At 46.6% G+C, this 19533-nt stretch carries 17 protein-coding genes and 1 pseudogene; 12 read left to right on the top strand and 6 right to left on the bottom strand.

The window, feature by feature from the left end:
• Position 1 precedes the first annotated feature (1 nt).
• The 8 genes from BUA93_RS15275 to BUA93_RS15240 all read left to right on the top strand — a co-directional run bounded on the left by BUA93_RS15275 (position 2) and on the right by BUA93_RS15240 (position 6565).
• Positions 2–769 (top strand): YggS family pyridoxal phosphate-dependent enzyme, encoded by a 768-nt coding sequence (locus BUA93_RS15275; protein WP_072980877.1) that lies wholly within the window; start codon positions 2–4, stop codon positions 767–769.
• Between the two features lie 131 nt (positions 770–900).
• Entirely contained in the window at positions 901–2259 is a 1359-nt protein-coding gene (gene argA / locus BUA93_RS15270; RefSeq protein ID WP_072980906.1) for an amino-acid N-acetyltransferase, read from the top strand.
• A gap of 18 nt (positions 2260–2277) precedes the next feature.
• Positions 2278–2868, top strand: coding sequence for a nitroreductase (locus BUA93_RS15265; RefSeq protein WP_072980875.1), 591 nt, complete (start codon positions 2278–2280; stop codon positions 2866–2868).
• A 67-nt stretch (positions 2869–2935) separates the two neighbouring features.
• Positions 2936–3964: a helix-turn-helix transcriptional regulator gene (locus BUA93_RS15260; RefSeq protein ID WP_072980873.1), complete on the top strand. Its 1029-nt coding sequence runs from the start codon at positions 2936–2938 to the stop codon at positions 3962–3964.
• Positions 3965–4105: 141 nt separating this feature from the next.
• Positions 4106–4726 (top strand): hypothetical protein, encoded by a 621-nt coding sequence (locus tag BUA93_RS15255; RefSeq protein ID WP_072980871.1) that lies wholly within the window; start codon positions 4106–4108, stop codon positions 4724–4726.
• Between the two features lie 2 nt (positions 4727–4728).
• On the top strand, positions 4729–5106 hold the full coding sequence (locus BUA93_RS15250; protein ID WP_072980869.1) for a hypothetical protein: 378 nt from the start codon (positions 4729–4731) through the stop codon (positions 5104–5106).
• Positions 5106–5537 carry a hypothetical protein gene (locus BUA93_RS15245; RefSeq protein WP_072980867.1) on the top strand — a complete coding sequence of 144 codons (432 nt, stop codon included), beginning with the start codon at positions 5106–5108 and terminating at the stop codon, positions 5535–5537. The genes BUA93_RS15250 and BUA93_RS15245 overlap by 1 nt, the downstream gene beginning before the upstream one ends.
• A gap of 98 nt (positions 5538–5635) precedes the next feature.
• Positions 5636–6565, top strand: a complete 930-nt coding sequence (locus tag BUA93_RS15240) for an Rpn family recombination-promoting nuclease/putative transposase (protein WP_072980864.1) — start codon at positions 5636–5638, stop codon at positions 6563–6565.
• 92 nt (positions 6566–6657) lie between these two features.
• On the opposite strand, the gene BUA93_RS15235 is transcribed toward BUA93_RS15240, so the two are convergent.
• From BUA93_RS15235 to BUA93_RS15210, 6 genes are all read right to left on the bottom strand, one after another.
• Positions 6658–7416 (bottom strand): hypothetical protein, encoded by a 759-nt coding sequence (locus tag BUA93_RS15235; RefSeq protein WP_072980862.1) that lies wholly within the window; start codon positions 7414–7416, stop codon positions 6658–6660.
• A 5-nt stretch (positions 7417–7421) separates the two neighbouring features.
• A complete protein-coding gene (locus BUA93_RS15230; protein ID WP_139258122.1) occupies positions 7422–8729 on the bottom strand; it encodes an McrC family protein in 1308 nt (435 codons plus the stop codon).
• Complete coding sequence (locus BUA93_RS15225; protein ID WP_072980858.1) at positions 8729–11011, bottom strand: McrB family protein; 2283 nt, start codon at positions 11009–11011, stop codon at positions 8729–8731. The genes BUA93_RS15230 and BUA93_RS15225 overlap by 1 nt, the downstream gene beginning before the upstream one ends.
• A 389-nt stretch (positions 11012–11400) precedes the next feature.
• Entirely contained in the window at positions 11401–11910 is a 510-nt protein-coding gene (locus tag BUA93_RS15220) for a hypothetical protein (RefSeq protein ID WP_254794016.1), read from the bottom strand.
• Positions 11911–11926: 16 nt separating this feature from the next.
• Entirely contained in the window at positions 11927–12598 is a 672-nt protein-coding gene (locus BUA93_RS15215) for a hypothetical protein (protein WP_072980856.1), read from the bottom strand.
• 206 nt (positions 12599–12804) lie between these two features.
• Positions 12805–14439: a right-handed parallel beta-helix repeat-containing protein gene (locus BUA93_RS15210; protein WP_072980854.1), complete on the bottom strand. Its 1635-nt coding sequence runs from the start codon at positions 14437–14439 to the stop codon at positions 12805–12807.
• Between the two features lie 86 nt (positions 14440–14525).
• Here BUA93_RS15210 and BUA93_RS15205 point away from each other — a divergent pair, with 86 nt between their 5' ends.
• The 4 genes and pseudogenes from BUA93_RS15205 to BUA93_RS16690 all read left to right on the top strand — a co-directional run.
• Complete coding sequence (locus tag BUA93_RS15205; protein WP_072980852.1) at positions 14526–15017, top strand: hypothetical protein; 492 nt, start codon at positions 14526–14528, stop codon at positions 15015–15017.
• 177 nt (positions 15018–15194) lie between these two features.
• Positions 15195–16721, top strand: coding sequence for a glycoside hydrolase family 5 protein (locus tag BUA93_RS15200; protein ID WP_072980850.1), 1527 nt, complete (start codon positions 15195–15197; stop codon positions 16719–16721).
• Between the two features lie 105 nt (positions 16722–16826).
• Positions 16827–19409 carry an InlB B-repeat-containing protein gene (locus BUA93_RS15195; protein ID WP_072980904.1) on the top strand — a complete coding sequence of 861 codons (2583 nt, stop codon included), beginning with the start codon at positions 16827–16829 and terminating at the stop codon, positions 19407–19409.
• A gap of 19 nt (positions 19410–19428) precedes the next feature.
• Positions 19429–19533 (top strand): annotated as a pseudogene (locus BUA93_RS16690) (GTP cyclohydrolase I); the annotation flags it as partial.

Below are 19533 nucleotides of genomic sequence, written 5' to 3'. Positions count from 1 at the left end.
TATGGAATTCACACTTGAACAAATGCGCGAGCACCTTGCAGCTCTCGAAGCAAGGATTACCGAAGCTTGTAAGATTGCGGGCCGCAGCCGCGATGCGGTAAAGCTTGTGTGGGTAAGCAAGTTCCACCCAGCCGAGGCTGTGGAAAATGCGATTGCGCTCGGTGCCACCGACTTTGGCGAGAACCGCGTGCAGGAAGCCGAACTCAAGTTCTCGACGCCGCGTACGGCCCTCGACGGTAGCCGCGTGCGTTGCCACGTGATTGGCCCTGTACAAAGTAATAAACTCAAGAAGGCGGCGATCGTCGCCGACTGTATCCACTCCATCGCAAGTATCGAAGCGGTAGAAAAGCTCGAGAAAGTCTGCGCGGCGCTCCCCGGCAACGGCGCCGATGCATCTCAGGGTAAAATCCTCGAAATCCTTTTCCAGGTGAATGCCGGCGAAGAAGAAACCAAGAGCGGTCTCGACGTGCACGAAGCCGAGGCTTTTCTGGAGTCTCTGGAGACTCGCGGCGAAAATGCATTTCCGCACCTGCGTTTCCGCGGCCTGATGACCATCGGCAAGAACACCGGTGTCGCCGAGGACAGCCGCGAATGTTTCGCTTTCCTCCGTAACCTCCAGCAGAAATTCCTCGCGAAGGGCGGCGTGTTCGCGAAATTCGACCAGCTTTCGATGGGCATGACCGGTGACCTCGAAGTCGCCATCGAAGAAGGTTCCACGATGATCCGTGTGGGGACGGCCCTCTTCGGTGAACGCGACTACAGCAGATAAGACCGTTCGCGCTAAGGTAAGCAAAGCAATACGATTGGCGCTCACTCTCGCAACCGTTCTTGATTGATATCAAGAACTTGTTGCTCACGGTCGATGAACGACTAGGTGTTTTTTTTTTTAATTTATTTCCTATGAGCAACGCTACACCCGATTTCAATTCGCAACATTTTGAGGTTGCAGGTTTCATTCGCGAAGTGTTCGGCTACATGGAACGCTTCAAGGGTCAGCTGTTTGTGCTGAAAATCGAGGACGACCTGATGAGCCATCCGCTTTTCCCGGTGCTCATGAGGGATATCGCCATTCTGCACAAGGCGGGAATCCGCATCATCATCGTACCGGGGACGCGCAACAGCATTGACGCGCAGCTCAAGGCGTGGGAACTGGAATCGAGTTTCTATGCGGGTGTGAGACTTACGAGCGAGGAGACTCTTCCGCATATCGAACAGGCCTCTCTGGGCGTGGCCCAGCATATTATGAGCCACCTTACGGCAAGCGGCTTGCGCGGCATTCAGGGCAACTGGGTGCTTGCGCGAAGCATGGGCGTCATCGACGGCATCGACTACATGCGTACCGGCCGTATCGAACGCATCCAGCGCGACATTCTGGATCAGCTTCTCGACGAAAAGTTCGTGCCGATTATTCCACCCATTGGCTGGAACAAGCTCGGACACGCTTACAACATCAGCTCGACCGAACTTGCGACCGAACTCTGCAAGTACATGAAGGTCGGCAAGCTCTTCTTTATCGGCAACCAGAACGGTATCAAGCTCGATGGCCTGGTGACCGGCAAGAACACCAAGTACCTGGAACCCACGGAGTCGGGCGTGATCTCGGCCATGGACGTGGACCAGGCGAAGGAACTGCTGGAACTCAATTCCGACCAGCTCGACTTTGCGCAGATGGATTACCTGATGAACGCCATCCATGCCTGCGAGGCGGGCGCGAACCGTGTCCACCTTCTGAGCGGCGAATTCCAGGGCAGCGTGCTGCAGGAAGTGTTCAGTGCCCGTGGTGACGGTACCATGGTGTACGCGAACCAGTATTCCAGTATCCGTCCCGCGATCATGGAAGATATTCCGGATATCCTCCGGATTATGCAGGACTACATCGACAAGGGTTTCCTTGTGCCGCGTACGCAGGAAAGCATTTCCGAAAAGCTCAAGGATTACGTTGTCTACAGCATCGACAACAGCATTCACGGCTGCGGCGCCTTGCACGAATTTGAAAACGGCATGGCCGAAGTGGCGGGCATCGCTGTCGCCGCGAACTACCGCAAGTCGGGCATTGGCGATGCCATCGTGCGTCACCTGATTTCGGTGGGCCGCATGAAGGGCTACAAGACGCTGTTCCTGCTTACGACGCAGGCGCTCGACTGGTTCTATCATTTCGGTTTTGTCGACGGCACGGTAGACGAACTTCCGCCGACCAAGCGCGACCATTACAACAAGAAACGTCATTCTCGCATTCTGATGCTCCCGTTGGATAAATAAAGCGGGGAAGGAGGAACCATGAATACTCTCGAGGCAATCAAGACACGTCGCAGTACGCGTAAGTTCAAGGCGCGCGCTGTCGAAATGGAAAAGTTGCAGCAGATTGTCGAGGCGGGCCGCTTTGGACCCACGGGCGGCAACGCGCAAGGCAACCATTTCTTCGTCATTTCGAACGCGACCGCCCTCATGATGCTCAAGGATATGGTTCAGACCGCCTTTGCGAAGATGGAACTCCGTGACGACCTTTACAAGAGTCTCAAGAATTCGATCATGCTTTCGCAGAAGGGAAATTATTCCTTCAGCTACAATGCTCCCGTGCTGATAGTGGTCGCGAACAAGAAAGATTACGGCAACAACATGGCGGATGTCGCTTGCGCCGTCGAAAACATGATGCTTGCCGCGAATGAACTCGACCTCGGTAGCTGCTATATCAATCAGCTCAAGTGGCTGAACGAGGAACCCTCGATTCGCGGATACCTGGGAACGCTCGGACTTAAGGACGACGAGCGTGTCTATGCATCTGTCGCTATCGGTTATGCCGATACCGAATCGGGCCTTCCGAACCGTACGGAAGCGCCCCGCATCGGCAACGAAGTCGTATTCGTCTAAAAAACAAATTTCTATCGCGTCATCTTTTGTCGCAGTAATAATGTATATTAAACCGTAGAGGTTTATTATGGCAGATATTACCCGCGCAGACCGCGTCCTTCAACTATTCGCGCTACTGATAACGAATCCGAGCAGGAGCTATTCCATCAGTGACTTGATGGAGGCTTTGGAAATTCCCGAAAATGAGCGCCGCAATGTGCAACGCGATATGCAGACGTTGACTTCTGCCAACGGGGGCGCCTACATCCGTGTGTTAAGCGACCGACGCGCTTTCCGTTACCAGTCAGCCATTAAATCGGCGGATAACCTGCTTTTTCCGAATTTCGAAAATACCATGCTGCATTTCGTGTTTCTGCAGCGCATCGCGAATATGTACCCTGCCGCAAGTGAGACCGTCACGGATTTACTCGAAAAAATCCGGAAGAGTCTGCCCGCAAGCGAAAAGAAGGCCGTGGATCAGCTTGCTCAGGACTTGAACTCGCGAATCCTTTTTGCGGGAACTCCGCCCATGTTCGAGGAAGATTCCAGCGAAAAGCTCAAGGTCATTCTGCAGGCGATTCACCAACGCCGTAAAATACGCGTTGCCTATGTCAGCGAAAATGGGAACATCCCCAGCATACGAATTCCGCTAATGGTCATTTTGTATCAGGGTGAAATCTACATCGGTTGCGAATCGCAGTCGCACCCTGGCGATACTTATACGCTCAAGTTCCGCCGAATCCAGAAGGTCGAACTTACCAAGGAAACCTTTCAGGATAATCCGAAAACACTTGAAATGCTGCGCAAACGCGTGCGCCTCGGATCCGCAATTTTTGGTCCGCAAGACCCGAAAGCCGAAGACGTGGAAATCGTGTTCAGTAGCCATGTGCAGTGCTATCTTGAAGAAAAGCCATTCCAACGTTCGATGAAAGTGGAAAAGATGTATGATGGCCGCCTACTGGTCACGATGAAGGCGCTCAACGACGAACTCCTGTTCCGCTGGGTGCTCTCGTACGCCGACTGCGCCGAAGTCATCAAGCCTGTCTCCCTCCGCAACAAACTCCGCGAATTCTCGTATTACCTCGACAGCACCTACCGCCGAAACCCCAGGCATTAAAAGTGTAGAATGTTAGAAGCAGTCATCCTCGACCGAGTATAGCGAGGGAGGGGATCTAGATTACAAAAAGTACTCTCAAACACGACATTATTTGTCGTAGTAGAAACCTATTTTGATAAGAAATCAAAATAGGGGCATATAGTGCAATTCGATTTAATTAAATCTTTAGGCGACGGAGATAATCAGATTGATTACGGCTTCGTCTTTGGAGGTGACCGTCAGAAGATTCTGCTGATAAAAGCGGGACAGGACGGCTCCATTTACGGGTATCGCAACAAGTACTTGAAACTTGCTTGCGAAATGCGGGAACTGTACGGATTTTCTGTGGTTTGCGCGTCTACGCCGTCCTCTGACATAAGCCAGATGGAGCAATTTGCAGAAGTGGTGAAATCTGAATTTGAAATTGGCGGACAGACCCGAATCTACTTTATGGGAATGTCGATGGGAGCCTCCATCGGGTGCATAGGACGATCGCTATTCCTTGAAATCAGCCGATTCCTGTTGGTGAACCCTCCGCTCATGATAAACACGACTAGGATATGCCGCAGCGCCAAGGCTTTTGAAGGCGACATGATGACATTCGTTTTCGGGAGCCTTGATCCTTCAGCACATTTAGCAGGGCTTCTTAAGCTCCATGAGCGCGAGAACATGCGTGTAGTCATTGTGCCAGGGCAAGACCATCACTTTTCAAGAAATGAATTTCGACTACTGGAATTGATGAAGCTGTTAAATTCTGAAGACAAATTGAAACAAGGAGCATAATTATGAACATCATTATGACCCTGACACAAAAGTACAATGACTTAAAAGCCCTGGTAAAGCGTTCATACGCAGATGAGAATATGCGAAATGAAATATGGGAATATATCACGGGCTACATTCTTACGGATGACAAAAAGCAAATTCAAGAGGACCGCCTAGAACAATTTACGACATTCCTCTGCCACACGGGTCGCCTGGCTCACATTGACATCGTTCTCGACGCGACCGACTTCAACAAATACTCTGCCGAAAGGGATAAGGCTTTTGTCAATGCCATTGAGAAAGCGTGGCCGAGCCCATGGGTTTCCATCTGTTATGGAGAATCCATCGAAACCGACCACGAACTTAACCGATTCTTCTATATGAAAAAGGAGGGGTGATGAGAGTTTTCATCTCCGGCTCTAAATCGATTTCAAAATTGCCCAAAGAAGTCAAGTCGCTATTTGACAGTTACATTGTCACTGGAGCGGAAATTCTCGTGGGTGACTGCTACGGCGTTGACGCTGCCGTGCAAATGTATTTGGATTCCAAAGGGTACAGCAACGTAATCGTTTACTGCAGCGGTGAAACACCAAGGAACATTTTTGTTACGGGAGCAAAAGTATGTTCTTACGCAGAAGCCGCCAAGGGCCTTACAGGCAGTGCATTCCAGTATGTGAAAGACATCCAAATGGCGCAAGACTGCGATACGGCTCTCATGATTTGGGACGGAAAAAGCAAAGGCACCGCTGAGAACATCCGCCGCATAAAGGAAATGAATAAACCTTATCAAGAGATTATTGTAAACTCCTGTAAAGTGATTAATCGGTGATTAATCGCTGATTAATCGGTATCAAGTTTTTTACGTTGCCGTTTTTCGAGTAGAAACGGCATTTTTGCGTTTGGTACAATTTTTGCAAAATATAGGACATGGAAAAGAATAACGTCAAACGCAAACCTCTTTCAGAATGCATTGTCAAACCAGGTGAAAAAAGTCCGTATGCCAGTCTGCTGGTGGATTTGGCTTTTAAGAAGGCGTTCAATCCTGACAAACCCGTAAGTCGTCAGAACCTTGTCAATTTGCTGAACGACTTGCTCGAACCGCAACTCAAGCGGCCAATCGTAAATGTGAAGACTCGCAACGTGGCGCACAATTTGAGCGGAAGCAAGGAATCTCGCACGGCGATTTTCGACCTGCACTGTGAAGACGATATGGGAAACTTGATTGAAATCGAAGTGCAGATTCGCCGTATGACAAACCTTTTGAATCGCCTTGCGTTCTATGCGAGCGAAATGGTTGCAAATCAGGCTGAACCTGGCAATAATTGGAATTACAAAATCAAGCCAACCTATGTGATTGCATTTACGCAACATACGATGTTCGAAGATGAACGTATTGTTCATCGCGCCACGGTTGTTGACTTGGAAACGGGGGAACAGTTTCTTGATACCTATAACTTCACTGCAATTGAACTTTCAAAGGTTCCCTTTTTCATTGAGGCAGGAGCATCAAGCCTCCGCAAGTGGCTGTTTTTCTTCCGTTTTCTGGATAAGTTGAAGGAGTTGCCCGCTGAATTGGATGAAGAAAAGTTCGAACACTTGACAGAGAGTTCAAAAGTATCTAACTTCTCTAAAGAAGAATTTGAGGTATACCAGAAAATGCATCACGAAAAATGGGACCATAACCTTATGGGAGAGGCCTTTTTGGAGGACTACGCGGACTTAGTCAACGCGAAGGTTACCGAAGGCGTCCTTGACAAAACTCGTGAAATTGCTCGTGATATGCTTGCCGAAGGTGATTCGGTGGAAAAGGTTGCTCGAATAACGCATCTTTCTGAAGATATCGTTCGCGAACTATAAACCGAACTATAAACCCGTCTATAAATCCGCCTATAAGACCAAGGTCAAAAATTTTGACCTTGAAAAACATCTTGAGGTCAATTTTTTTGACCTCATGTTTTTTCTTGTAACCGGATCGTTATCGGGAACGGAATTTCTTTTAAGAAGTTTTCTGTTTGTTTCAAGATACCTTGCAAAGCTGGAATTCGTTCTAGGTAATTTTGGGTGTCGAAATCCATTTCGACGGTGTATTCGTCGTTGATTGAGACTTCTAGCGAAAAGGTATTTTCATCTTTGGTCAAATTCCAGGAATACTTTGAAGATTCCATAATGTGCGAAATCGTCGCACGGATTGTATCTCGCGCGATTTTTTCCAACTTCTGCTCTTTTTCAATTTCGATTATGATTCTTGATGACTGCTCGCAATAAATTGGAAATTTCTCAATGAAATTTGCGAGATTATCGAGTGTGGCGCCGAGGTCGCATTGACTGCGCCGCAAAGAAACGTTGAATGCCTCTATATCCGTGTGCTGAAAATGGATGCTTAAAAACTCGGCCTCGCAATTCACGATAAGGCTGATAGATCCCCGCCCCACAAAAGATTTCGAGATGCAGATGGCCTGCGTCTTATCGCATTCGCGATAGCCCCAGGATTCCTGCTTATAAGATATCTCAAATCCGACATTTGGCCGCGCCTTTTTCAAGCGAATAAACGCTGCGTAAACACCATCTTTATCCGGGAAGAATCCGTCTGTATTGCAAGCATAAATCTTCTTGACAAGCGGCTGCCAGAAATTATGGCAGGCTTCGATTTGAAGAGGGGTTCGTACATAAAATAAATTAATGATGGAACTTTTCAAACCGACAACCATTCAAATTATTTTTCTTCCTTCAAATGCGATAAAAGTAAAGAAAACGCCCCTTTTTTATCCAAATCCAAACAGTATACGCTTACCGAGATCTTCAAACTATTGCAATCGCTTTCAAATTTTTGAATATTCTCTTTCATATCTATATTTTTAGGATAAATAAGCCAGATATTTGGACAATTATATTTATGACCATAGGCAAACATCTGATACATATCTTGTTGAGAAATACCATAATTTGAGTTATAGTCATTTACTAGCCGCTTCCATTTTGTATCTAAAATGATATTGATTTTATCATCCTTTTTCATTACGATGTCTGGGCGCATATGAAATTTATTTGAAGGAACTTCAAATAAATATTTTGCACCATATTGCGAACGAACATTCCATTCTCTCCAATAATCGTCTTCCGTCTCCTTGATGACCGCTTTACGCAACATCTTCGCCACGTATGCTTCAAAGACTTTTTCCATCGGAAAAAGAATTGACCTTACAGAAGTTTTTCCAGAGAATGTTGAGAAACTTTTATTTTGAAGAAAAACTCGTGCCCACGCCATTAAGTTTTCATATTCGGTCGTATTTCGAGTTTTTACCACTTTTGAGAAATCTGCTTCATAATTGATTGAGGCTTCAACCTGTTCAAAGAACATCAGTTGCCTTCGAATTTCTGCAAGATTAGAATCACTATTTGATTTTTTATTGAGATATAGTAAAGTTGATTTGACCAGTCTATTTTCTGGACGATTTAATTGGAATTCATCATATTCTACGTAAAAACGCTCTTGGTGAACAAGGTTTTCTCGTATATTCTGCGAAACAAGTAATTTACCCTTAAAAGTTTTAGAATTTTCCTCTATATGAACATAACCAGATTTTAAACCCATGCGAGTTAGCTTCTGTACATCATTCAAAAACATTTGAATGAAAATTTCGAACAACGGCATTTTGGATGTGTTTAAATTTGCAAAATCAGATACCTTGAACTGATTTTCATCCATACATTGCAACATTTTTAAGAAAATATTCCGTGTTTTATCGCATTCTTTGTCATCATCCGATAGATCAATTTTAGGTAAGATCTCTATACGAAAACCATCCGGCAATTCAACAACCCCAACATAGTTTTGAACTTTGATGGCTTCTTTACTGTTTTTTACTATGAGTTTGAAAAAATCTGGAGCATATTCTTTTTTTGAAACATCACTAGCCTTTAAGACAAAATCTCGAAGCAATTTAAATCGATTGTTTGAGATTTGTCTTTCAGCATTTCCCTGCTCAATGATTTCAAACTCCTTTTTTATCAGAGTTTTCATCAAATAATATCTTTATAGCTTTCAGGGTTATCAAAAGCATCTTGATTTATCTGATATATATATTTTTCTGTATTGAGGTCTTCGTCATCTTCCCCCTTCTTGAAAAGATCTTCTTGTGGGAGAACCTTTGTTATGAATTGACGCACTTCATCCTTCCCATTATCACCTAACACAAGGCGAATCTTTTCGTAATCGTCATAGAAATATTCTTGAAGTAATGGAATGACTTTATTTTTAAATACTAATTTTAAATCATCAAATGTTTTTACATTTAAAAAAAACGCATGCCCTATAGTATGTTCTCTATCATAGAGATATTCAATACGTTTGTTTATGGTTTCTAACATTTTGCAAACATCAATACCAATATCATCCCCTATATCATTTCTCAGAACACCCGTATCCGGCATCATTTCAACAAAATTAAACCTACGACGTAGAGCAGTATCCATCATTGCTATGGAACGATCCGCTGTATTCATTGTTCCTAGAATATAAACATTATTTGGAACTCCGAATTCGTCTCCAGAACAAGGAAGCGTGACTTTCAAGTTTTCCTTTTCTCCCAAACGTTTAGAAGGTTCGATAAGCGTTATCAGCTCCCCAAAAATTTTGCTGATATTGCCACGGTTGATTTCATCTATAATAAATACTCTCGCATTACTTGACAAGTCATTACTTTCGTCGCCATTGAATTCTTTCAATCCGCATTCTTTTTTCATATACTCTACAATGGCCTTTCTGTAGTTGTCATGACCACCTTTTTTCACACCAGGTTTTTTCCTGTATATATTTTGCAGTTGTTTCTTATTAAAGAATCGATGAGCATCCTTTGCCTTTAATCCGTTATGAGATACATTCCATTCAATAGCAAAGGTTTTGTTTTTATCGCTAATATAAGGTATTTCAAGGTATTCCTTATCTTCATCATCTAGTTTATCGCACAATACACCCCATGCGTCATCAAAATTACCGGATATTTTATCACAAAAAGCCTTGAAACGTCCTGTTTCCAACTTGTATTTCAACGTTCCTGTAGAATCATCAAGGTCTGGTTTAATTCCCTCAATAAAATCCTCATAACCATAGGATTGATGGAAGGTCACAAACTCGATACGTCCTTCATCCTTAAGAGCATCATATCGTTGTTTTACGGAATCATAATTTTCCTTCATTTCTTTTTTTATTTCTTCAACATCTTTATCTTCGCAAATAGCAACGGCATAAGCCATGGTGTTGAAGGTTTTGCCCGTTCCCGGAGGCCCATAAAGAATAGTATTTAATTCAATTTTTTCTTTATTCGCTTCAAACACACTCATTTCTTTCTCTCCATTGTTACTAATTCCCGAAGAAATCACGCCTTTACTCTTTTGAATTAATTTTAAGATTTTGGATCCGTATTTTTTTTCAAATTCAAGCATTCCGTCAACGGCTTCATCTACAATTTTTCCACTTGAGAGGGGGATTCTTTTGTAGTCAATAGTTGTTTTGTTTCCAAAAAAAGATGACTTAAAAGACTCCTCTTTTTCAACTAATTTTTTAAACTCAATTTGATTCGAAAATTTGCTCTCGCAGTGAAAACAAATTTGCATATTTCCTTTACCATCTTCTCGGAATTCATAATGACATGCCGAATCACGCCAATCATTCGAATTGGCGTTCACAGGTTTATATTGCAAAAATCCATTCCCTAATTTGATACGCGCAAGAAGCCCCTCACTTTGTGCATCCATCGCTATTTGAATCTTTTCTAGAAGGGTTTTGTCGTTGGCGTCAGAATCATCTGTCAAAGGTTCCTCTATATAGCCCTTCATCAATTTGATGGCAGAAAGTGCCGTGTCTAGATCATTTTTTATTTCTTTGCCTAATTTTTTATAAGCAGGAAAAGTTACGGAGAAACCACGGATTCCGTCGTCATTGTCACTCATGAAACCGCGCACTTGTTTTTCATAGTGGTGATACCAAACATCCACCCCCAAAAGATTTTGAAATTCCCTTGAATGCCCTTCTAGGATATTGAGTTTTTTTTCTATATTTTCGTAATTTTTTTCCTTTTCCTCTTCTTCCCAAAAACGCAGAAAGACATTTAACTTGTTGCTCTCATAGTCAACACTCACACCGACATATGTGCCTGTTAATAATCCATTTTTGTTGGAATTAAAGAAATATCCCCGTGTTTTACCAGCAATCTTATCACCTTTGAGAAAGGAAAATTTCTTTTTTGCCTCTTCTAGATAACCGTTTAGGAAGGCTATTATTTTTTCTTCTAAATTGACATTCATGTGCTCTCCCTTTGTTTTTCAAGAACAATATAAATATATATCCTTTTTTAGAAAAAATCCGTTTTGGCTTAAAAAAACTTAATTACCTCTTTTTTTTCAAGAAATAGATGCACATTTTGCGTTAGGGACAGTTACCCGAAGGGACGAGACTTGCGTAAGCAAGGCTCGGTGAGCGCGCCGTTAGCGACGTGCGAGTATGGCCCGACCCGCCAGGGGAACGCCCATAAGGAAATTTTTCACTACGGTTCTAGTTTGTTGTAATTCGGGATGGGTAAATCGTAGGGCAGGATGCGGCTGTCATCATCGCCTTTGACTTCGTTGTTGAACGCGCCGATGACGCTCATCCAGTTATTCGTGCACTTGTCGCTAAATATGCTCCTGCATTTTGTTCACAGGAACTTCATGAGCATCTTTTTCTCGTTATTGTCCAGAAACCAAACGGATTTGTTGTACGAGGAGCCCAGTTCGTATTTGGGTTCCAGAAAGGAGATGCGTGCGCTTTTGGTCGCGAGTCCTCGTTTCCAATGGTTGTATAGCGTGAAATAAGGCTTTTTGCCGGGGCCGATGTCGATGACGGCGCGAAGGTCTATATTCAGGCTCTTGCTCCACGCCCCGTTACAGGACATCATGTTGAATTCCGAGAGTTGCAATTTGCCATCGGGCGAATAGACGTTGATTTGCCTATCGGATTCATAATCCAGATCGTTGTCGACGGGCAGGTACATGATGGAAAAACTATAGGTTGGGCAATAGAAATCTCCGCCCTTGACGAAATCACGTAGCACTTTTTTGGCGGTGCGTAGCGACGTGAAAATTCCCAGGTCATGGTCAACGGTATCATAGCCCCGTCCATTCGGCAGTATCGTTGCCGCCAGCTGATAAATGTATCGTCTTCTCATAGTACCTCACTTTTGTTTAAAAACTCAATGTATATCTCACTTCGAATTGTTCCGGTTTCATGCGGACAATGTCGTGGAAGGTGTAGAGGCTCGATTCGCTGTCGTAGAGGAGCGAGTCAAGTTCCCAGGTGACATCATCCTTGACGAACTTGTCGACGAGCAGCATTTGTTTCCAGGCGGGAACGAGGTAGACCTTGTGGCGTTCGGGGCTGTATTCGTTCGTACTAGAGCAGATGTTGATGGAACCCCAGTTTGCGTACCAGAAAAGCAAATCGCTGATGTATTCGTGTTCACCGGGAATGTCCCAGTCGTTTGCGGGGCAGATTTCCGATTCGAGTTCGTATTCCCTGTACCACTTGTGATTTTGCGCGGTGAGTGCAGCGATGTCCCTTTTGGTCGCCTCGAAGGTGCGGGCGATGTTCCGGTGAAGTTCCCTGAAACGCTGGTCGAGTACGATGAGCTTTTTCTTGTTCGCGTAGGTCCAGCGGAATTCCTTGTTCAGTTTTTCGTGGCGGTCCTTCAGGAATTCGGTATGGATTCTGATTTCAAAGTGATCCCGTTCGAGTCCGCCTTTGGGCATTTCTTTTTTCCACTTCTCGACACAGCCGCGTTTGCGGCCGTTATCGAAGTCGCGGTAGAAATTCCGGAGAATGTCCCACTTCGGTGTACCTGAAAGATCCCTTGCCATATTGGTCCCCCGTTTGGATTTTTTTCAATATCCGTTATTGTCTAAAAATAGTTAATGACTGCGACAAATACTGTCGTGTTTGAAGTATGTTTTTTGAACGAAAAAAGGCGGTCCCAATATCTAAAAGGACCGCTTTGCAATGTGATTTTTAAGAGTAATTAAAGTTCGAGAATTTCTTTTTTCGGAAAGGTCTGTTTTTGCAGAACCTAGAACATCACGCGATAGGGAATCTGTTTTTCGTAGTGACGGCCGTTGAGGTCGCGGTAACCTTTCAAATGATTGAGGCGTACAGGCGTCTCGCTATCAAAGCTTTTTTGCGGCATGATGCGGGCTGTTCCAGAAGAAGAACCCATGGCAGAACTAGATGAGGTTGCGGAGCTGCTCGAGAGCCCGTATTCGAACGCACCGAGGTCGGGTGCTTCGCCCGCAAACGGGAATCCCAAATCCTCGCCCTTGTCGATGGCGCGGCTCCCCTTCTTGAGTTTCAAGAAGCCCACATCGGGCAAGCTGCCGTCGGCGTTGCGCGGGCCCAGGATTCCCGGAATCGTCGAGAGGTCCTTGCCGGTTACGGTCATGCTCGGGTCGTCAAGACTTTCAAAATCGTCGACCGTCAAGTCGAGATTCAGATTCCATGTGTTGTTTTCGCCAGCGGGGCATTCCACGTAACGGTCGATGTTCTGGCTCGGTATATACTCCCAGCACTCCCCGACTTGCGAATTCTTGTTCGGGAAGGCGATGTTGTTCTTGAGCACGTGCGCGTTGTCGCCGGTGAGGGGCGCCACCTCGGCAATGCGGTTCCCTTCGGAATCGAAGAGCGTCGATGCCATGGCAAATTCGCGGTCCTTGTTCATGTACGACGTGTTGTTGAGCCACTTGCTGCCCACGCCGGTGTAGTTCGCGTAAAAGCCCGTCGCCTTGTTTTTCCAGGCGGCGCAGAACTTGATGGTATGCCGCCCGCCGCCGAGGGTGCTTTCGCCCATCTTGATACCGTGCCCGTTGCCGTTCTTCGGGTTGCCAAGCCCGTAATCGCTGTAGCCGTTCCCCATGGCGTAGCAGTTCTCCAGCACCACGGGGAATTCCTGGTTGATGAAGTCGAAGCCGTCGTCGCTGTTCCACCAGGCGCGGCACCCGATGAACTTGGTCGTATCGCCCTCGCCGGGTTTCTGGTAGTGCGCACCAAAGCCGTCGGCATTTTCGCCGTCGCCCTGCCATCCGGTGGGGTCATAGTTATCGTGCGCGTCGCAGTTCAAGAAGATGTGTCCGCCGCCATCCGGTGCGCCGTCGTTCGCGAAGAATCCGGGGCCCGCATTATGGTGGCTGTCAATCTGCTCCAAGAAAATGTGCTTGCTCGCGTAAAGAAACACGCCGGAATTCGAGTTGTGTTTCATAGGCGTGTTGCGGACATCAAAACCCTTCAAGTGCAGGTACTTCGCCGAAATCACAATCGGCGAGGTATACATCGCTCCCTCGGGAGTGCCGTCGCTATGGTCCGTACCTGCGGCCACGGGGAGGTTCGCGCCATCAAAAATCGGACGCTCACCCGGATAGGCCAGGTAATGGATGCGGTTGTCGTCACTCTCGCCGCTTGCCGTGAGGACGATTGCCGCAGTCATCCTGTAACGCTCGAAAAAGACCGTATCGCGCAGGTCATAGATGCCACCGCGAATCCACACGGTGTCGCCCGCGTGCACCACGGTATTCGCCTTGTTGAGCGTGGCGAAGGGTTTGTCCTTCGTGCCCGCCGCGTTGTCGTTGCCATCGGTGGCCACGTAGTAGACGGCGCCGAAGGATTGCAGCGTCGCGAACGCGAGCGCGAATATGCATAAGAATCTTGCTCCCATATACACCTCAAATCTTTATTTTTAATATACTCTTTTCTCGTGCCACCGTCATCCAAAATTTGTATTTTTTATATAGAGATTGAAATATGTCTGAACAAATTTTAACTCGTGAATCCTTAATAGATTTTTTCGGTGAACAGGAATATGAAAAACTTTGCCGCCATGAAGCGGGCCACGCGCTAATCGCCATCCTGTTCAAGCGCCCCGTCGATTACGTCAAAATCAACAATTCCAAAGAAAAACCGAGCGTCACTCACATGCTCGGGAACTCGCTCGAAGGATCTGCGCACATCGCTATTGCTGGACACGTGGCGGATTTTCTGTTCCGCAAAGACTTCGCCTGCGACCTCGACACCGTCATGAAGGAACTCCCGATGGAACTTTACCGGAGCGATCCGGACTACCAGAGTTTCCAGGCCTCCTGCTACTACTACCAACTTTCTGAAGCGAATGTCGTTGAGCAGGTGTTCAACCTGATGATGGCCTGCCAAAAGCAGCTTGCTGCGATTGCCGCCGCTCTGAATGAAAAGACGAACTTGAGCAATGCGGACCTCGTCGCGATTTTAAGCGGCAAGTAGCGACCCTTCGATGCGCCAAGGTTGGTGAGCCTGCCGAACCATCTTGGTGTGGCGTCCTGTGTTTGATAAATCGTCCATGCTATTTTGGCGTGGATTTTTGTGTTTGTCGCGACAGGATGTATATTTAGTGTGGGTTGTTTAAATAAGGGTTGCGATTGCATCCCTAAAGGGTTGTTTATGCTTAAAAGCATTCTACGGACTGCGGCAGTGACCGCTTCCTTCTCTATGGTTTCGTTATCGGCGGGAGTTTCGCCGGTGCTGGCCGAAACGCTTCCGACTGCAAATGAGATGTTTGCGAAGATGGGTTTTGGCATCAACATCGGTAATACGATGGAAGTGCCTGTCAATCCCACATGGTGGGGCAACAAGTTCCCGACCGAGGCCTACATTGATTCTATCAAGGCGGCAGGTTTCAGCACGGTGCGCATTCCGTGTGCGTGGTACAGCCATTCGAATGCCATGTCGCGCGACTCGAGTACGACGGATATTGTTCCGGGCGGTGGCCCGAACGAGATTGCCGCGAGCTGGATGGATTCGGTGCAGACGGTTGTCGATATGTGTATGCGCGCGGGACTTGTAACGATTCTGAACATTCATTGGGATAACGGCTGGCTCGAAGGCAAGCTGAACGATACCGACAAGGATGTCGTCAATATCCGCCAGAAGGATTTCTGGACGCAGATTGCAAGCCGCTTCAAGAACTACAACGAGAATCTGCTTTTCGCAAGTGCGAACGAGCCTGCGACTACCGACGATAATTACAAGCACGAAACCGAAATCCTGATGACGTACCACCAGACCTTCGTGGATGCGGTGCGTGCGACGGGTGGCAACAACGGAAGCCGTACGCTTATTATTCAGGGGCCTTCCACGAGCATTGACCGTACTTCCGAAGTGATGACGGTTGACAAACTCCCGAAAGACGTGATTGAAAATCGCCTGATGGTCGAGGTACATTTCTACGATCCTTATACCTATACGCTCCTGAATGACGTGGTGAACTGGGGAGCCGAAGTTTATCCGCAGTACTACTGGGGCGATGACCTTGCGACAGGGAATGACATCGTGCACAACTGCGGTTACAATGCCTGGGCGGGTGCGATGGGTGATCCGTGTACGAGTGCGCAGATTCAGGACCAGTTCGGTAAGATGAAGGTTAACTTTGTGGACAAGGGCGTGCCCGTGATTATCGGTGAGTTCGGCGCCAATGACCGTGTGGGCGTGCTGACGGGCGACAACTATGCCAAGCACCGCAAGGGCCGCCTAGCCTATTACGATGCCGTGATGAAACTCGCAAAACAGAATAAGGTGGTGCCTATCGCCTGGGATACCGGCCACGAGGGCGAAAATAATATGACGATTATCCGCCGCCAGACAGAACCGGATGGCTCCGTGTTCGACATGGACATTCTGAATATTATGCGTCACGCTTATGGCCTTGACGATTACGTGAACAAAGGAATTACGCATATCGATGATTTTGGCGGTCCGACAGGAATCGTGGCTGCAACGCGTGCTCGAGTAAATCTCGGGCGCATTGTCCGTGTGGGTAACCGCCTGGAATCAGATAGCGATATTACCTTGTTCGATATGAACGGTGCGCTGGTGCGTCGAGGAACGCGGAGCCTTTCGCTGGAAAATCTTCCGCTGGGTGTCTATTTCGCCAAGAGTAAGGGCAACTTGATTAAGGTAAATGTTAGATAACATAATATTGTAAAAATTGACTAAATGTCCATAGAAAATCCGAATTATTTGAAATTCGGATTTTTTATATATATTTTGGATGGATTTACGTATGAAGGAGGAAGTATGTCATGCCCGTTTTGCAAAGTGTTTGGGGTGCTTTTGCTTGCAACTGCCCTTTCTGCGGATGCCTATACCATCAAGTATATTTTGAATGGGGGTGTCAACAATCCTGAAAATCCGACAAGTTATGTTCAGGATAAGACCAATCTTGTTTTAAAGGATGCAACCCGCGAAGGGTATTCCTTTATGGGTTGGTATATTGTCTATTCTGACTTGATAAAGTTGTATGATGCGATATATTTTGGGAGCCTTGCAAGTAAATCAACGCTCTCTATTGGCTATAACTTTGGTAGTTTTACCGTAGAGGCTAGGTGGGGGCTTGTCCCAGAGATTCCCAAACAGGATGAACGAGGCTGCTATCTTATTCATAATGCCAATGAGCTTTATGGTATAGCGTCCGTTTCTTTTACTGACCTTGATCCTTGGTATCCCCGTTTCGTTTTCGATGGGTGCATTTCTCTCCAGAGTGACATTGTGGTGAACGAGAATGTGCTTGACGAGAGTGGAAAGCTGGTAAAAGAGGACTATGTGCCGTGGTATGAACTTGGATTCATGGGTACGTTTGAAGGCAATGGATTCAAAATTTCGGGCCTTGTGGCTGAAAGCGGTTTGTTTGCAGAACTGGGAGAATGGGATGGTGGCTGGCACAGAAAAATTACCTATGTGAGGAACCTTGGAATTGAGGATTCCTATTTTTCCGGTGAAACTGTAGGGAGTATTGCGGGTAATGTTGTCGGTCCGGTGCAGCTGAGGAACGTCTATTCGAATGCTACGGTCCATGCTTTAGGGGATGCAGGTGGACTAATCGGTATTATTGATGTGACTAATAAAGGCTGTCCATTGGCAGCTCCTTCGCCAATGTCTTCCGCGAAGTTTGCTTCGAAGGCGATGGAGGCCGATTCATCGGAGTTTGTTGTTGTCGAAAACGCCTACAGCAGGGGTGTTGTTGACGGAAAGTATGTGGGTGGCATCGTTTCGAAAGTGGATGCGGCGGTCTTGAGAAATGTCTATTTTGCTGGCGAACTGAAAGGGAAGTATTCGGACTGCATTGTGCAAGAGAAGGGACTTATATGCTATGAAAGCGAACGCATTTTTGAAGTGGAGAATGCGCTGTGCATGAATTCCAAGAACACGAGTGTTTCGCAGGCTTTGTCACTTGATGAAACCCAGTTTGCAGATGGAACGGCTCTTGGAATGCTTTCGGCGGGAGTGAACGGTTCTGCTTGGATTCAGGATTTGGGCACGGATGCGTTCCCTGCCCTTGATGTGAGTCCGTTCGGGATACATTATGTGCTGAACGGTGGCGTGAATAGCGAACAGAACCCGAGTATCTATTCTATAAATGATAGTCCCTTCGCCCTAGAAGATGCCGTGAAGGAAGGTGACGAATTCGAGGGATGGTACACGGATGAAATGTTTACGCAAAAGGTTGAATCTATAAACACGGCCCTTTATGGGGACTGGACTCTCTATGCGAAATGGAAAAGTTTCTTTTTCGTCAATATTGACCTGAATGGCGGAACTCGTTATAGGGGCAATCCTCAAAGTGGAACATTGAAGTTCAAGTGGTCGGCGGATTCGTCGGTATTTGCTCTTTACGATGCCAGCCGTGACGGGTATGAATTCGAAGGCTGGTATACGGATCCCCTTTTCACAGAAAAGATTGAACGGATTCCTGCAGGGAATACGGAAGATGTTACGGTGTATGCCAAGTGGAAGATGCTTGAATACACAATCACGTACCACTTGAACGGCGGCGTTAACGATCCTGAAAATCCGACGACGTTTACGGTCCAGGATGCGGGTTATGTATTCAAGGAACCGACCCGTGAGGGGGCGGAGTTCCTGTACTGGGCGAATTTTAGGCTGGGGTACCACAGAACCCTCAAAATTGACGACATGAAGAATCTTAATTTGTATGCAGAATGGACTCCAGTTCCGCAGCAACCGCAAAAGAATTCAAAGGGGTGCTATCTCCTTACGTCCAAGGAAGAACTGTATTGGTTTGCGGGGCTTGTAAACGGAACCTTGAAAGGCGTAATTGAGAATTATGAAGCGTGCGCTTCCCTCCAGAACGATATCGTTGTCAATGAGGCTGTACCGAAACAATCTGCAGATGAACTAGACACCATTGCTTACTTTAATTGGGATCCTATGTGGAGCTTCAGCGGAACGTTTATGGGGAACGGCCATTCTATTTCGGGCTTGCTGGTAAATGATGAATGCAAGAGTGCGGAACATTATGGAGGCCTGTTCTGCGAAGTCTGGAGTGAAAAGTCTCTTTCGAGGGTGACGGTAAAAAATTCGTATATCATGGGTTCTGGCTATATCGATAGTCTTGCTGTTACAAGCGAACGTATGGCTCTTCCGAGTGTTGCCGCGAAAAGTAACTGGCGCCTCGATGTCCAGGGAAAACAGGTCTCGCTTTCGGGGCTTGCCGCAGGAAAGTCGCTTCTTGTAATGGATGTGCAGGGCCGAGTCTTGCGCCATATGCGTACGGAATCGTCAATGATAATCGAATTGCCGAAGACGGGACGTTTCCTGATTCGCTACGGAAACGAAACCCGCGCTGTCATGATCCGCTGATTTTGCTATCTTTGGCCCCATGATGAATTTTAAGAAAATGGAAGACGGCTTCCGGATGATTCTGGAAGGCATGGGCGAGAACCCGAACCGCGAAGGTCTTATCGATACGCCCAAGCGTGTCGCC

The sequence above is a fragment of the Fibrobacter sp. UWH4 genome (genome assembly GCF_900142475.1).
Lineage (GTDB): Bacteria > Fibrobacterota > Fibrobacteria > Fibrobacterales > Fibrobacteraceae > Fibrobacter.
Note: the sequence above shows the minus strand (reverse complement) of the source record. Positions and strands in the feature narration are given on the sequence as shown.

What these genes read in the sequence shown, in the direction of transcription:
- BUA93_RS15220 (WP_254794016.1), bottom strand. Translation starts at nt 11,910, where the DNA reads ATGAGAAGACGATACATTTATCAGCTGGCGGCAACGATACTGCCGAAT.
- BUA93_RS15245 (WP_072980867.1), top strand. Translation starts at nt 5,106, where the DNA reads ATGAGAGTTTTCATCTCCGGCTCTAAATCGATTTCAAAATTGCCCAAA.
- BUA93_RS15250 (WP_072980869.1), top strand. Translation starts at nt 4,729, where the DNA reads ATGAACATCATTATGACCCTGACACAAAAGTACAATGACTTAAAAGCC.
- BUA93_RS15275 (WP_072980877.1), top strand. Translation starts at nt 2, where the DNA reads ATGGAATTCACACTTGAACAAATGCGCGAGCACCTTGCAGCTCTCGAA.
- BUA93_RS15225 (WP_072980858.1), bottom strand. Translation starts at nt 11,011, where the DNA reads ATGAATGTCAATTTAGAAGAAAAAATAATAGCCTTCCTAAACGGTTAT.
- BUA93_RS15265 (WP_072980875.1), top strand. Translation starts at nt 2,278, where the DNA reads ATGAATACTCTCGAGGCAATCAAGACACGTCGCAGTACGCGTAAGTTC.
- BUA93_RS15230 (WP_139258122.1), bottom strand. Translation starts at nt 8,729, where the DNA reads ATGAAAACTCTGATAAAAAAGGAGTTTGAAATCATTGAGCAGGGAAAT.
- BUA93_RS15215 (WP_072980856.1), bottom strand. Translation starts at nt 12,598, where the DNA reads ATGGCAAGGGATCTTTCAGGTACACCGAAGTGGGACATTCTCCGGAAT.
- BUA93_RS15200 (WP_072980850.1), top strand. Translation starts at nt 15,195, where the DNA reads ATGCTTAAAAGCATTCTACGGACTGCGGCAGTGACCGCTTCCTTCTCT.
- BUA93_RS15205 (WP_072980852.1), top strand. Translation starts at nt 14,526, where the DNA reads ATGTCTGAACAAATTTTAACTCGTGAATCCTTAATAGATTTTTTCGGT.
- BUA93_RS15210 (WP_072980854.1), bottom strand. Translation starts at nt 14,439, where the DNA reads ATGGGAGCAAGATTCTTATGCATATTCGCGCTCGCGTTCGCGACGCTG.
- BUA93_RS15195 (WP_072980904.1), top strand. Translation starts at nt 16,827, where the DNA reads ATGTCATGCCCGTTTTGCAAAGTGTTTGGGGTGCTTTTGCTTGCAACT.
- BUA93_RS15260 (WP_072980873.1), top strand. Translation starts at nt 2,936, where the DNA reads ATGGCAGATATTACCCGCGCAGACCGCGTCCTTCAACTATTCGCGCTA.
- argA (WP_072980906.1), top strand. Translation starts at nt 901, where the DNA reads ATGAGCAACGCTACACCCGATTTCAATTCGCAACATTTTGAGGTTGCA.
- BUA93_RS15240 (WP_072980864.1), top strand. Translation starts at nt 5,636, where the DNA reads ATGGAAAAGAATAACGTCAAACGCAAACCTCTTTCAGAATGCATTGTC.
- BUA93_RS15235 (WP_072980862.1), bottom strand. Translation starts at nt 7,416, where the DNA reads ATGGTTGTCGGTTTGAAAAGTTCCATCATTAATTTATTTTATGTACGA.